Origin of the sequence: Streptomyces sp. Ac-502, assembly GCF_045222935.1 — a bacterium.
Lineage (GTDB): Bacteria > Actinomycetota > Actinomycetes > Streptomycetales > Streptomycetaceae > Streptomyces > Streptomyces monomycini.
The window spans coordinates 4,630,124-4,644,009 of the sequence record NZ_JBHFFO010000001.1 but is presented as its reverse complement, the minus strand read 5'-3'; the positions used below and the strand labels follow the sequence as shown (position 1 = coordinate 4,644,009).

Sequence of the window (13,886 nt, the reverse complement as noted above, 5' to 3'; positions counted from 1 at the left end):
GTTTCCGGTGGTCAACGGCGCGTGCATATGCCGCGAAGCCCAGCCCTCAGGTTGGACTCCCGAATCTCTCCAGACTACCGAGCGTTGCGGCACGCTGTAACCAATTGGCCGCGCTGAGTGAATGTGCGGTCTGGGAACAGGTGAGGGACTGCTCATGGGTGTCAAAGAAAAGTTCGAAGCGGCCATTGAAGGCCGGCCCGATTCACGGAACTTGGAACCCGTACCCGTACCCGGCTGCACCGTCTGCGCCTCCGCGTACGGGGACCGGGAGCCCGCACGGGACGATGGGCGTTCGCTCACCGTGCTGAGCTGCAACGGTGTCATCGCCGGGCACCCTCACACCCGGGAGGACCGGGCATGACGGTGTTGCGCAGGCCGCCGGAGCTTGCCGGGGAGTGCCCGGGGTGTGCGGAGTTGGCGCGTGCCCTGGTCGCCGCGCTGAAAGTCGGGGACCGGTCCAGGGCGACGGACTGCCAAGTCCTGATCCGTCGGCACCCCGACCACGGCCCCGGTGTTCCCAATCCGCCCAAGGGCGGCTAGGCATGGGGTACGAACGTCAGCGGCTTCCCGTGAGCGCCGAGCTGGGGCTCGCCCTCGTCGGGGCCGGGGCCTTGTCCGTCGAGTGGGCGGAATCGTTCGCGGCCGTGCCCCGGTCGGCGTTTCTGCCGGGGCTCATGTGGCCTTGGGACATGACGGCCGGGCGCAGTGTGTTCGTTTCGCGGGTCGACGAGCCGGAGCGGTGGCGGGCCTACGCCGACGCGGACTGTCCGGTGGTCACGCAGTGGGACGACGGTGAGCACACCGGTACGGAGCCGGGGGCCGTGGCCACCAGTTCCGCGTCCATGCCGTCGGTGGTGTTCCGGATGCTGCGGAACGTGGACCTGCGGCCGGGAGACAAGGTGCTGGAGATCGGGACGGGGACGGGGTGGAACGCGGCGCTGTTGGCGCACCGGGCCGGGGTCGGGCGGGTGGTCAGTGTGGAGGTGGACGGGGTGGTCGCGGGGCGGGCCCGTACGGCGTTGGACGCGTTCGGCAGTTTCGTGCGGGTGGTGCACGGGGATGGTGCGCGGGGGTATTCGGAGGGGGCGCCGTACGACCGGATCATCGCGACCTGCGGGCTCCGTCGCTTTCCCTGGACCTGGGTCGAGCAGTGCCGCCCTGGGGGAATTCTCGTCGCGCCCTGGGGAACGCATTACAGCCATGCCGACGGCGTGGCGCGTCTGGTGGTGGCGGGGGACGGACGCAGCGCTTCGGGGAAATTCACCGGGGCGGTGGAATTCATGAAGCTGCGGGCTCAGCGGCTGCCGCGGGTGGTGCATGGGGCGTATGTTTCGGGAAGTGTGACGGGTGGGGACGAGACGGTCACGGAACTTACGGAGGAGGAGTTCACGGGCGGGCTGTCCGGGCCTCAGCGGTTCGCCGTGGGGCTGCGGGTGCCTGACTGTGTGCAGGTCGAGGCGGAGCGACGCGGGGGCGCGCGGCCGGTGTGGCTCTACGGGTTGCGGGACCGGTCCTGGGCTTGCGCGTACTTCCGTGACGGCGGGGAAACCCGCGTCTGGCAGGGCGGGCCCCGCCGTCTCTGGGACGAGGCGGAGGCCGCCCACCGGTGGTGGGCAGGAAATGGCCGGCCCGGTTGTGAACGGTTCGGCCTGACCGTCACTGCGGAAGGTGAAGAGGTGTGGCTGGACGATCCACGGGAAATTTGCTGGCTTTCGCGGGATAAGCGGTGAATTAGGTGAGGGCTGGGAATGCTGATCGCTTCGGCTACAGTGATCGACTGTTATCAGCCACACCTCAACGGGTCGGTCGGTACGACTCGTTATGTGAACGGGGAGCTTTATGCGTCGACGTATCACCACACTTGCCGTTTCCGCCGCTCTCGCGGGCGGCGTCCTGTTCGCGGCCGTTCCCGCGCAGGCGGCACAGGGCGCCGTGTCGACCCGCGGGAAGGTCACCTGCCACATCGGCCAGATGAGCGAGCAGGTCAAGGCGCACAAGTCCAAGGCCGCGAAGCTGGACGCCCGCGGTCAGCACAAGGCGGCCGACAAGGAGCGCGCCAAGGCGCGGGCGATCGAGAAGCGGATCAAGCAGTGCCAGGACGCGGACAAGAACAACCCCGGTCCGTTCGGCAGCTGAGTCCTGATCCCCGGATGACTCCGGGGAGGGTCCCGCAGACGGACGGCCCTTGAGGCGGACGGTTCCGGAGACGAGCGAGCCTCTGCCCGGCGAGGAAATCGCCGGGCAGAGGCTCGCTCACGTTCTCTCCCCGGGCCCGGGCCTGGGCCGGCCCTGGGCGCGTGAACCGGTCCTGCTCGGGCTCCCGTTGCGGCCGGTGCCCGGCGCCGGCCGCACGCCGGCGAACTCAGGTCACTTGCCGTCCACCTTGTACTGGCCGACCTCCAGGAAGTACCGCAGCGCCTCCGGCGATCCGTCGTCGAGGACCTTGTTCACTGCCGCTCTGAGAGCCTTGCTGATGTTCGGCCTGGTGAGGATTCTGGCTATGGCCACGCGGTCGTCATCGGCCTGGGCGAGGCGGTAGCCGGTTTCGAGGAAGGCGCGGAATTCCTCGGGTGTGCCGTTGCGAGGAGCTGGTAGATCTCCTTCTTGACCCCGGGGCCGATTTCCTTGCGCGCCAGGATGGTGGAGACGGCTATGCGGTCGTCCTCGAAACGGGTGAGGCGGTAACCCGTTTCGAGGAAGGCGCGGAGGGCTTCGGGGCTGCCGTCGGCAAGGGCTTTGGCGGCTTCGCGCTTCACTCCCTTGCCGATGTTCTTGTCCGCCAGAATACGTGAGACCGCTACGCGGAGGTCGTCCGTCGACATCTCGCCGACCGGCGTCCCGGGCGTGGCTGCCACGGGGGCCGTCGCGGCCGTACGGGCGGTGGCGGACGCCGGGGCGGCGAACGCCGGGGTGGCCAGGAGCAGGGCCGGTGTCAGGGCGGTGGCCGCGACGATCAGGGCAGCGCGGGACGGTCTCATGGGCGTGATGCCTCCGTGGTTGAACTACCGATGACACGATCATCCCCATGGTGCGCCCACCGGGCATTGCCTGAAGTCGGCAATGTCAGGAGGTTGTCGGTGACTTCGGATACTTGGTGATGTGGGGCTGGTCAACTTCCCCGGGCCTGTCCTCTTCGCCCGATCCGCCGGGGATGAGAAAAACGTTAGGTCCGCGGGACAGGGTGAGGGGCGTCCACGTGACGTCCCGTGACCGTCTTCGGTCGTCTCCAGCGAAGTCCGACAGGAGTCCCACGCCCCGCCCCATTTCACGCGGCGCCGGTGTCAGAACGCGCCGGAGGTCCCGCCCCCTGGTGCGCCTGGTAACGGTCTGTGCCGCCTTGGGCGCGTCCCTGCTCACGCCCGGTGCCGCCGGGGCGGCCGGCTCGCGGAACCAGGACGCCTACCGGACCTCGGGTCGACGACCCGGCTGGACTGGATGGCGAACATCGCGGACGACACCTCGCTGGGGGCGATGTCGCTGCCCGGCACCCACGACACGCTCGCCATTCACGGTGGCGCCGTCGCGCAGACGCAGGAGGTCTTCGGCGACAACGGGAAGACCCTGAAGGCGCAGTTGGAGCACGGAATCCGCGCCGTCGACATCCGGGTCCGCATCAGCGGAGCCATGGATTTCACGGTCCACCACGGAGTGGTCTACCAGAAGGCGAATTTCGGTGACGTCCTGAACGAGACGCGGGCCTTCCTCAAGAAGCACCCGAGCGAGACGGTCCTGATGCGCCTGAAGGCCGAGTGTCCCTTCGAGGATGTCAAGCCCGTCGATTGTGCGAACGATCCGAAGTCGATGAAGGCGAAAGACGCCCGCAGCATTTTCGGCCACTACGTGTCGAGGAACAGCGACCTCTTCTACACCCCCTCGGCGGCGGGTGAAGGCAGAGCGCCGGTTCCCCGTCTCAAGGACGTCCGCGGCAAGCTGGTCCTGGGCAGCTTCGACAGCGACGCGTACGGGATCGAGACCTTCAACAAGAATCAGGAAGACCACTGGACGGCGGACCCCGTCGAGAAGAAGTGGAACTACGTCAAGGAGAACGTCGACCGGGCGGCCCGCGACGACGACAACGAGATGTACGTGACGTACACCTCCGCGTCCCAGGGGCTCACCCGGCTCCCGTTCGAGTACGCCGGCGGGTACTGGCAGGAGCAGGGCGGTGTCCGTACTGAGGTCCAGGGCGTCAATTACCGCCTGATGAAGTACCTCAACGGCGGTGACAGCGGCCGCGTCGGTACGGTCATGATGGACTTCCCGGGCTGGGCCCTGATAGACGACATCATCTTCCGCAACAACGGCCACATCCCCCAGGGCGGCAACCGGGCGATCTGGCTGGTCAACTCCGACAAGACCTACGTCAACAGCCAGTATCAGCGGTGCATGGTGCGGGGCCCCGAGTTCGACAGCGCCAAGTCCGGCGGCCTGGTCACCTAGCGCGAAGAGCTTCCGGTTCGTCAACAACTGGACGAGTCTGTGCCTGTCGATGGATCCGGCCACCGCCTCCGCCAACGGCGGCAAGGTGACCCAGGACACCTGCCCGAAGTAGGCGGGCCGGGCGCGGGAGTGGGGGCGGGAGCGGCGAGCGGTCAGGCCCCGCTCCCGCCTCCGCCCCCGTTTTCCGTCTCCCGGCGCCACGAGTCCAGCTCCGCCCGCACCCTCCGGTCCATCGCCATCGACAGTTCCGCGTCGACGATGCCCTTGGAGATCGGGCGGAGCTTTTCGATGGTCTGGGTGATGCGGGCGGCCTCGGTGGGGTCGAGGGGCTCGCCGGCCGCGGCGCGGTCGAGGACGTCGGCCAGGACGTGGGTGCGGACGACCGAGATGAACAGGTCGGCGAGGGCGTCGGCGTGGGTGCGGACCGCGCGGCCCGCTTCGAGGACGGCGGCCAGCGGCACGCCGTTGGCGACGAGTTCGGTGGAGGCGTCGAGCAGCCGGCGGCTGATGTGCACGAACTCGTCCCCGTCGACGGCCAGGTAGCCGATGTCGAGGGAGGCGGAGAGGTTCTCCGGGGTGACGTCGTCCTTGAAGTGGTCGGCGAGTTCCCCGGGGGTCAGGCGTACGGGGGTCTCCTCGGACCAGGGGGCCACCAGGGTGTCCTCCAGGCCGAGGAGTTCGCCGACGTCGCGGCCGGTGTCGAAGGCGGCGAGGAGTTCGGCGATGCCGCCCAGGGTGTGGCCGCGTTCGAGCAGGCCGGCGATGGTGTGGAGGCGGGCGAGGTGGTGCTCGTTGTACCAGGCGATGCGGCCCTCGCGGCGCGGCGGCGGGATGAGTTTGCGTTCGCGGTAGAAGCGGAGGGTGCGGACGGTGATGCCGGCCGCTTCGGCGAGGTCGGCCATGCGGTATTCGCGGGGGCCGAGGCCGGAAGCGGGGGTGCCGGGTTCGGCGGGAGGTCCGGGATCGCCGTGCGTTTTCTCTGCCACGGCTTCACCCTATGTCGCCCCACCAGGCCCCGGCCGAGGTGCAACCAGCGGTAACTTCCGCTCGCACACCCCCTACCGCTCGGTACGTCCGTGTCCTACCCTCCAATCGTGCCAGTGATTGCTGGCGCGGTTAATCCGAAGGCTAGACGTTCTGACGGTCGAACTCGGGAGGCGGCGGCATGGCCGAGCGCGAACACGAGCACGTACGGGTGGCGGCGATCGGATCGGGGTTCGGTGGTCTGGGGGCGGCCGTACGGCTGCGGCGCCAGGGCATCACCGACTTCGTGGTCCTGGAGCGGGCCGGCTCGGTGGGCGGCACCTGGCGTGACAACAGCTACCCGGGATGCGCGTGCGACGTGCCCTCGCACCTGTACTCGTTCTCCTTCGCGCCCAACCCCGAGTGGCCGCGCAACTTCTCCGGGCAGCCGCACATCCGCGCGTACCTGGAGCGGGTCACCGACACCTTCGGGCTGCGGCCGCACATCCGGTTCGACTCCGAGGTGCGCAGCCTGCGGTGGAACGGGGAGGAACTGCACTGGGAGGTGGAGACGGCGCGGGGCGCCCTGACGGCGGACGTGGTCGTGTCCGCGACCGGGCCGCTGTCGGACCCGAAGGTGCCGGACGTCCCGGGGCTGGACTCCTTCCCGGGGAAGGTCTTCCACTCGGCGCGCTGGGACCACGACTACGACCTGCGCGGCAAGCGGATCGCGATGATCGGTACGGGCGCCTCGGCGATCCAGATCGTGCCGTCCATCCAGCCGACGGCCGGCCGGCTCACCCTCTTCCAGCGCACTCCGGCCTGGGTGCTGCCGCGCGCCGACCGGCGGATCAGCGGCCTGGAACGCTGGCTGCACACCAAGGTCCCGGCGACCCGGGTGGCGCGCCGCGGACTGCTGTGGGGCATCCGCGAGATGCAGGTCAGCGCCTTCACCAAGCGCCCGAACGAGCTGGGGCTGATCGAGGGCCTGGCCAAGGGCCACATGAAGCGGGCCGTGAAGGACCCGGCGCTGCGGGCCAAGCTCACGCCGGACTACCGCATCGGCTGCAAGCGCATTCTGCTGTCGAACACGTACTACCCGGCGCTGACGCAGCCGAACGTGGACGTGGTGGCGAGCGGACTGAAGGAGGTCCGGGGCAATGTGCTGGTCGCCGCGGACGGTACGGAGACCGAGGCGGACGCGATCGTCTTCGGTACGGGCTTCCGCGTCACGGACATGCCGATCGCCCACCGCGTCACCGGCGCCAACGGCACCACCCTCGCCGAGGAGTGGAAGGACGGCATGGAGTCGCTGCGCGGCGCCAGCGCCGCCGGCTTCCCCAACTTCCTCACCATCATCGGCCCCAACACGGGCCTCGGGAACAGCTCGATGATCCTGATGATCGAGTCCCAGCTGAACTACCTGGTCGACTACATGCGGCAGCTGGACGTACTGGGCGGCAAGATCGCGCTGAACGCGCGGCCGTCCGCGGTGCACGCCTGGACTCGCGGCATTCAGCGGCGGATGGAGCGCACGGTGTGGACCACCGGCGGCTGCGACAGCTGGTACCTGGACGCCAACGGCCGCAACACCACGGCCTGGCCCGGTACGACCGCCGAGTTCCGCAAGCTGACCCGGGAGGTGGACCTCGCGGAGTACGAAGTGCTGCGCGTCCCCGCGTCCCGTACGGGCGCACGGGCCGGGCAGGCCGCGAAGGCGGTGGCGTGATGGCGCCGGCCCCCATGACCCACGGGCGGTACGCGCCGCCCGCACCGCGCCGCGAACTGACCGCCACCTCCGCCGACGGCTCCCGGCTGCACGTGGAGATCCACGGGCCGGAGGCCCCCGGCACCCCCGCCGTCGTCCTGTCGCACGGCTGGACCTGCTCGACCGCCTTCTGGGCCCCGGTCGTCAGGGACCTCACCGCCGATCACAAGGTGGTGCTCTACGACCAGCGGGGGCACGGCCGCACCCCTCGGTCGGCCCGCGCGGCTACAGCACCACCGCGCTCGCCGACGACCTGACCGCCGTCCTCGGCGCCGCGCTGGAGACGGGGGAGCGGGCCGTGCTGGCCGGGCACTCCATGGGCGGCATGACGATGATGGCCTCCGCCGAACGCCCCGAGTTCCGGGAGCGGGCCGCCGCCGTCCTGCTGTGCAGCACCGGCAGCGCGAACCTGACGGCTGAGGCCCTGGTGATCCCGCTGCGCTCGCCGGGCGGGCGGCGCGTCGCGCACCAGGTCGTCCTGGGGTCGCGGGCGCCGCTCGGACCCGTCAGCGCAGTCGCCAAGCGGATCCTGAAGTACGCCACGATGGGGCCCGCCGCCACACCCGAGCAGGTCGAGGCGTGCGCGCGCATCGTGCACGCCTGCCAGGTGCGCCCCCGGTCGAAGTGGGGCAAGGTCCTCGCCGGGCTGGACCTGACCGGCGGCGCCGCCCGGCTGGAGGTGCCGACCGCCGTCGTCGCGGGCACCGCCGACCGGCTCACCCCGATCGTCCTCTCCCGGCGGCTGGCCTCCGTACTGCCCCAGTTCCTGGGCATGACCGAGCTGCCAGGAGCCGGGCACATGACACCCATCGAGGAGCCGGACGCGGTCACCGCCCGCATCCGGGAGCTGGTACGGGACCACCTGCCGGCCCGTGACGCCCGTGCCGAGGCGGCCACCGAAGCGAAGGAGAAGACCGTATGAGCGCACGCAGGAGCCTGGAGGGACAGGTCGCCGTCGTCACCGGCGCGGCCCGCGGGGTCGGCGAACTCCTCGCCCGCAAACTGTCCGCGCGCGGCGCCACGCTCGCCCTGGTCGGCCTGGAGCCGGAGGAACTGGCGCGGGTCGCCGCCTCGATGCACGGCGAGGCGGCGCACTGGCACGCCGATGTGACCGACCACGAGGCGATGGCCCAGGTGGCGCGCGAGGTCAAGGCGCGCTTCGGCAAGGTGGACATCGTGGTCGCCAACGCCGGGGTGGCCACCGGCGGCCCGTTCGTGGACTCCGACCCGGTGTCCTGGCGGCGGGTCATCGAGGTCAACCTCATCGGCGGCGCGGTCACGGGGCGGGCGTTCCTGCCGGTCCTGATGGAGTCGCGCGGCTACTTCCTCCAGATCGCCTCGCTCGCCGCGCTCACCCCGGCACCGATGATGACCGCGTACTGCGCATCCAAGTCCGGCGTCGAGGCGTTCGCGCACAGCCTGCGCGCCGAGGTCGGCTACAAGGGCGTACGGGTCGGCGTCGGTTACCTGAGCTGGACCGACACGGACATGGTGCGCGGCGCCGACCAGGACGACATCATGCGCGAGCTGCGGCAACGGCTGCCCTGGCCGACGAACAAGACGTACCCCCTGAGCCCGGCCGTGGACCGGATCGTGGCGGGCATCGAGCGCCGCTCGGCGCACGTGTACGGCCAGTGGTGGCTGCGCGGCATGCAGTCGGTCCGCGGCTGTCTGCCGTCCGCCATCGGGACGGTGGGGCAGCGCGAGATGCGCCGCTTCGGCGACCGGCTGGAGGGGATGCGCGTGGGGCTGGTCGGCGCGGGCGGGGAGGCGGACGAGAAGGTGCGCGCGAACCACTGAGGGGCTTCTGGCGCGGGGGTGCACCCGGTCCGGCGGGTGCACCCCTCAACCGGGCTACGGGGCGGCCTACTTGACGACCTTCAGCGACGTCGGCCACCCGTACCGCTCCGCCGCCGCGAAGAGGTTCTTGATGTCCGCCGGGGCCAGCTTCACACAGCCCAGCGAGCGGTAGTCCACGTCGCCGTCCCAGCGGTACGGGCTGTCGCGGCCCGGCACCGCGATGCCCTGGGTCCCGTCCGACCGCATCTCGCTGTGCACGAACAGGGCGGTGCGCCGGGTGCTGCCGTCCCGGCACACCTTGTCGCCGACGTGGATGGCGTAGCCGTTGATGCCGTCCCGCCCGCCCTTCTTGCGGGTGGTGTGCGAGAGCACCCGGTACGTGCCGTCCGGCAGCCAGCCCTTGTTCCGTACGCACTCGTCGCGGCCCGCCGTGCCGCCCTGGCCGGACCCGGCGCGGTACTCGGCCAGTACCTTGCCGGTGCCGGACCGCACCAGGCGCACCCGGGACGTGGCCGGGGCGCGCTGGTTCTTCTCGAAGACGAGGTGGGTCGGGCCCGCCCGGCCGGGTGGCGAGGTGGCGTGGGCGGGCCCGGTGGCCGTGGCGAGTCCGGCCGTCAACGCCGCGGTGACGGCCAGTGACGCTGTGCGTATGTGGGTTGCCATGCAGGTGCTCCTGTCGTGCGGAGGGCGTGCGGGGCCTTGCTCAGCCGCTGCGGGGCGGCAGGTGGGGGCGCCGCCGGTCCGGTACGTCGGACAGGTCGGGCGGCGTCGCGGCGGGGTGGCGTTCCAGCAGGTCCAGTGCGGTACGGACGGCGACGCCGAGCTGCGGGTGGCGGCCCTCCGCCCAGTCCAGCGGGGAGCGCGGCGCCTCGATGTCCGGCTCCACGCCGTGGTTCTCCACACCCCAGCCGTATGCCTCGAACCAGGCGGCGTTCATCGGCACCGTGATGTACGTACCGTCGCCCAGCCGGTGCCGCCCGGTCATCCCGACCACGCCGCCCCAGGTGCGCAGACCCACGACCGGGCCGATGCCCTGGAGTTTGAACGCCGCGGTGATCATGTCGCCGTCGGAGGAGGTCATCTCGTCGGCGACCGCGACCACCGGGCCGCGCGGCGCGTTGCTGGCGTAACTGACCGGCCGGGCGTCGCGGGTCAGGTCCCAGCCGACGATGGTGCGGGTCAGCTTCTCGACGACCAGCTCGGAGATGTTGCCGCCGGCGTTGCCCCGGACGTCCACGATCAGCGCGGGCCGCGAGACCTCCATGCGCAGGTCGCGGTTGAACTGCGCCCAGCCGGAGCCGCCCATGTCGGGGATGTGCAGATAGCCGCACCGGCCGTCGCTCAGCTCGCGCACCACCTCGCGGCGCTTGGCCACCCAGTCCTGGTAGCGCAACGGCCGCTCGTCGATCAGCGGGACCACCGCGACCCGCCGCGACGGGCCGCCGCCCGCGGGCGCGAAGGTCAGCTCGACGGTGGTGCCGCCGGCCGCGGACAGCAGCGGGGCGGGACCCGTCATCGGATCGACCCGGCGGCCGTCCACGTGCGTGAGCGCGGCGCCCTCGCGGATGCCCGTACCGGCCAGCGGGGAGCGGGCGCGGGAGTCCGAGGAGTCGCCGGGCAGGATGCGCCGCACCACCCAGTAGCCGTCCTTGAAGACGAAGTTGGCGCCGAGCAGGCCGATCGCGCGCTGGTAGTGCGGCGGGCCCTCGTTGCGCTTGCCCGCCGTGACGTACGCGTGCGAGGTGCCCAGCTCGCCCAGCACCTCGCGCATCAGATCGGCGAACTCGTCGGGCGAGGCGACCCGTTCGACCAGCGGCCGGTACTGCTCCAGCACCGCCTCCCAGTCGACACCGCACAGCCCGGGGTCCCAGAAGTACGCGCGGATGATCCGGCCCGCCTCGTCGTACGCCTGGCGCCACTCGGCGGGCGGGTCCACGTCGTGCAGGATGCGCCGCGGGTCCAGATGGACCGTGGAATCGGCGTCCGGCGGTTCGGTCGCGGGGACCGCCCGCAGGTCGCCCTCGTCGTTGACGACCAGCCGGGTGCCGTCGCCGCTGAGCGCGTACGCGTCGATGGCGCCGGTCAGTTCGGTGCGCTTGGCCTTGACCAGGTCGAAGTGTTCCAGCGTGGGCTGGCCCGAGGTGTTGTCGGGGTTGGCGAAGGTCTCGCCGAGCGCGCCGGAGATCGGCCAGCGCAGCCAGACCAGCCCGCCGCCCGCGACCGGGCGCAGCGCCGAGTACTTCGACGCCGACACCGGGAACGGCGTCACCCGGCTGGCCAGCCCCTCCACCTCCACCAGCGCCGTGCCCTCGGCCGTCACCGGGGCCTCCGCCGGGTCCAGGCCGCCCGCGGCGGGCCGCCCGTCGGCGGACAGCTGGAAGGGGGACGGTGTGGCGGAGGACAGCGGTACGAGGTAGGGGCGGCAGCCGAGCGGGAAGGACAGGTCGCCGGTGTGCACGTCGTAGACCGGGTCGAAGCCGCGCCAGGACAGGAACGCGAGGTAGCGGCCGTCACGGGTGAAGACGGGCTGCTCGTCCTCGAAGCGGCCGTTGGTGACGTCCACGACGGTACGGGCGGCCTCCTCGCCGTCCTCCGCGCCGGTACCGGTGAGCCGGGCCATCTTGATCTGCCGCAGCGTCCGGCCGATGCCGGGGTGGGACCAGGTCAGCCAGCCCGAGTCGGGGGAGAAGGCCAGGTCCCGTACGGGCCCGTTGTCGGACCTGATCAGCTCGGTGACCCGGCCCTCGGTGTCGCCGTCGGCCGAGACGTCGACGAGCAGCAGCCGCCCGTCGTGCGCGGCCACCGCCAGCCGTTCGCCGTCCGGCGCGGCGACCAGTTCGTGGACGCGGCCGAGCCGGCCGGCCGCCAGGCGGTGCGGGTCGCGCGGGATGCCGGCCTTGGGCAGGTCGGCGATCTCGATGGCGTCGTCGCCCTCGGCGGAGGTGATGTAGGCGATCCGGCCGGTGGAGCCGAGCATCTCGGGCAGCCGGACGCGTACCCCCGGCTCGTCGTGGATGGTGCGGGCCGGGCCGTCGCGGTGGGTGAGCCAGTACAGGCTGCCGCGGACGCCGACGGCGCTGGCCCGCCCGGTGGTGTCCACGGCGAGGGACGTGATGTGCGAGCCGGCCGGGATCTGGTACGTACGGCGTCCGGCGCGCGGGCCGCCCAGGCGCACCTGGAGGCGGCGGGGCCGGCCGCTCGGGCTCAGGTCGTCGACCAGCCACAGGTCGCCGCCGCACTGGTAGACGATGCGCTGCCCGTCGGTGGCGGCGTGCCGGGCGTAGAAGTCGGCGTGGTCGGTGTGCCGTCGCAGGTCGGTGCTGTCCGGCTTGCAGGAGTAGACATTGGCGATCCCCTCGTGGTCGGAGAGGAACGCGATCCGGTCGCCGACGAACATCACCGCGTCCAGGTGGCCCCGCAGGTCCGGCACCAGCCGGGTGCCGTGCAGCCACAGCCGCCCCATCGCGCCGCCGCGGTAGCGCTTCCAGGAGGCGGGCTCGTGCGGCGGCTTGCCGGTGAGCAGCAGCGTCTTGCGGTCCACCGAGTCGTCGTGGCCGCTTCCGGAGCCGTCGCCGCCGTCCCCGTCGCCGTCGCCCACATGCCCGTACGGATGGCCGTCGCCCGCCAGCCGGTGCCCGTCCGCGGCGAAGTCGGCGACCGCGATGTCCGAGACCGGCCCCCAGGGCAGCCGGCCGCCGGGGCTGCCGTCGGTGGGGACGCTGTAGGCCCAGGAGTAGTACGAGAAGGGCTGGCCGTGCGAGGAGACGGCCAGGATCTGGCCGTCCGGGGTCCAGCCGCAGACCCGGGTGTCGGTGCTCCCCCAATAGGTGAGGCGGCGGGCCGGGCCGCCCTCCACCGGGGCGAGGTGGATCTCCGGGTCGAGGCTGCGCCAGGTGGTGAAGGCGATGTGTCTGCCGTCCGGGGAGATCCGGGGGTGGCTGATCCGGGTGCGGTCCACCGTCAGCCGCCAGGCCCGTGGCGTACTGCCGCCCTCGGCAGTCAGCGGGGCCACCCAGAGGTCGTCCTCGGCGGCGAAACACAGCATCTCGCCGTGGAGATGCGGGAACCGGAGATACGCGCCGTCACTCACGCCCCCATGCTTTCGGCGAGTGCGGACGGTGGCAACTCGGCCGGGCGCGTGTTCCCGTGACGCACACCACCATCGAAACGTTTCCGTTTCGCTGGGGCCGAGGGTACGGTCGAGCCGTACGAAGCTGTACGAAACCGTTTCGTTCACGTGAAGCCATGAGGAGGTGCGCCGCCATGGGCCGCAGCCGGCTGACCCCCGAGCGCGAGGCGGAGCTCTACGCGGCCGTGCTCGACCTGCTCCGCGAGGTCGGCTACGACGCCCTGACCATGGACGCCGTCGCCGCCCGCACCCACGCCAGCAAGGCCACCCTCTACCGCCAGTGGCAGGGCAAGCCCGAACTGGTCGCGAAGGCGCTCCATCACCACAAGCCCGTCCACCTCGCCGACATCGACACCGGCAGCATCCGCGGTGACCTGCACGCCATGGTCTCCCGCGGGGACGACTGCGAGATGGAGCGCGACTCCGCGCTGCTGCGGGGGCTCGTACGGGCCGCACACGACAACCCCGACCTCCACCGGGCACTGCGCGACCTGCTCATCAACCCGGACGTCTCCGGACTGGGGGAGATGCTCACCCGCGCCGTCGAGCGCGGCGAGATCCCCGCCGGCCGTCCCGCGCTCTCCTACGTACCGCACATGCTGGTCGGCGCCTTCGTCGCCCAGCAGCTCATCGAGGACCGGCCCCCGGACCGCGCCTTCCTCGCCGCATACGTCGACGCCGTGGTCCTCCCCGCCCTAGGCGTCTGACCGGTCCCGGCCGCCCCCCCGGCCGGACCGATCGTCCCCAACTCCCCCCATAACGGCAGCACTCGACGCGCCGCTCTCG

9 protein-coding genes and 2 pseudogenes are annotated in these 13,886 nt (G+C 71.4%); 7 read left to right on the top strand and 4 right to left on the bottom strand.

All coding sequences use genetic code 11. From position 1 onward, the window contains the following. Positions 1-542 precede the first annotated feature (542 nt). Entirely contained in the window at positions 543-1,730 is a 1,188-nt protein-coding gene (locus ACEXOX_RS20760; protein WP_406522435.1) for a methyltransferase domain-containing protein, read from the top strand. Positions 1,731-1,839: 109 nt separating this feature from the next. Next, positions 1,840-2,136, top strand: a complete 297-nt coding sequence (locus tag ACEXOX_RS20755) for a hypothetical protein (protein ID WP_406522433.1) — start codon at positions 1,840-1,842, stop codon at positions 2,134-2,136. Positions 2,137-2,367: 231 nt separating this feature from the next. Here ACEXOX_RS20755 and ACEXOX_RS20750 read toward each other — a convergent pair. Next, positions 2,368-2,978 (bottom strand): annotated as a pseudogene (locus ACEXOX_RS20750) (ALF repeat-containing protein). A 457-nt stretch (positions 2,979-3,435) separates the two neighbouring features. Here ACEXOX_RS20750 and ACEXOX_RS20745 point away from each other — a divergent pair. Beyond that, positions 3,436-4,440, top strand: coding sequence for a phosphatidylinositol-specific phospholipase C (locus ACEXOX_RS20745; RefSeq protein WP_406522432.1), 1,005 nt, complete (start codon positions 3,436-3,438; stop codon positions 4,438-4,440). A 152-nt stretch (positions 4,441-4,592) separates the two neighbouring features. Here the strand turns inward: ACEXOX_RS20745 and ACEXOX_RS20740 are convergent, their stop codons facing one another. After that, positions 4,593-5,342: a MerR family transcriptional regulator gene (locus ACEXOX_RS20740; RefSeq protein WP_406526411.1), complete on the bottom strand. Its 750-nt coding sequence runs from the start codon at positions 5,340-5,342 to the stop codon at positions 4,593-4,595. A gap of 263 nt (positions 5,343-5,605) precedes the next feature. Between ACEXOX_RS20740 and ACEXOX_RS20735 the strand changes: the two genes are divergently transcribed. The 3 genes and pseudogenes from ACEXOX_RS20735 (at position 5,606) to ACEXOX_RS20725 (ending at position 8,971) form a co-directional block, all read left to right on the top strand. Beyond that, positions 5,606-7,132, top strand: a complete 1,527-nt coding sequence (locus tag ACEXOX_RS20735) for a flavin-containing monooxygenase (RefSeq protein WP_406522430.1) — start codon at positions 5,606-5,608, stop codon at positions 7,130-7,132. Then, positions 7,132-8,093: pseudogene (locus tag ACEXOX_RS20730) on the top strand (alpha/beta fold hydrolase). Before ACEXOX_RS20735 ends, ACEXOX_RS20730 begins: the two are co-directional and overlap by 1 nt. Next, on the top strand, positions 8,090-8,971 hold the full coding sequence (locus ACEXOX_RS20725; RefSeq protein ID WP_406522429.1) for an SDR family oxidoreductase: 882 nt from the start codon (positions 8,090-8,092) through the stop codon (positions 8,969-8,971). Before ACEXOX_RS20730 ends, ACEXOX_RS20725 begins: the two are co-directional and overlap by 4 nt. Before the next feature lie 66 nt (positions 8,972-9,037). Here ACEXOX_RS20725 and ACEXOX_RS20720 read toward each other — a convergent pair whose 3' ends face one another. Both ACEXOX_RS20720 and ACEXOX_RS20715 read right to left on the bottom strand, forming a co-directional pair. Further along, positions 9,038-9,634: a hypothetical protein gene (locus ACEXOX_RS20720; RefSeq protein WP_406522427.1), complete on the bottom strand. Its 597-nt coding sequence runs from the start codon at positions 9,632-9,634 to the stop codon at positions 9,038-9,040. Between the two features lie 40 nt (positions 9,635-9,674). Further along, complete coding sequence (locus ACEXOX_RS20715) at positions 9,675-13,016, bottom strand: S41 family peptidase (RefSeq protein ID WP_406526410.1); 3,342 nt, start codon at positions 13,014-13,016, stop codon at positions 9,675-9,677. Positions 13,017-13,234: 218 nt separating this feature from the next. Here ACEXOX_RS20715 and ACEXOX_RS20710 point away from each other — a divergent pair, with 218 nt between their 5' ends. Continuing rightward, entirely contained in the window at positions 13,235-13,807 is a 573-nt protein-coding gene (locus ACEXOX_RS20710) for a TetR/AcrR family transcriptional regulator (protein WP_406522426.1), read from the top strand. Positions 13,808-13,886: the final 79 nt, after the last annotated feature.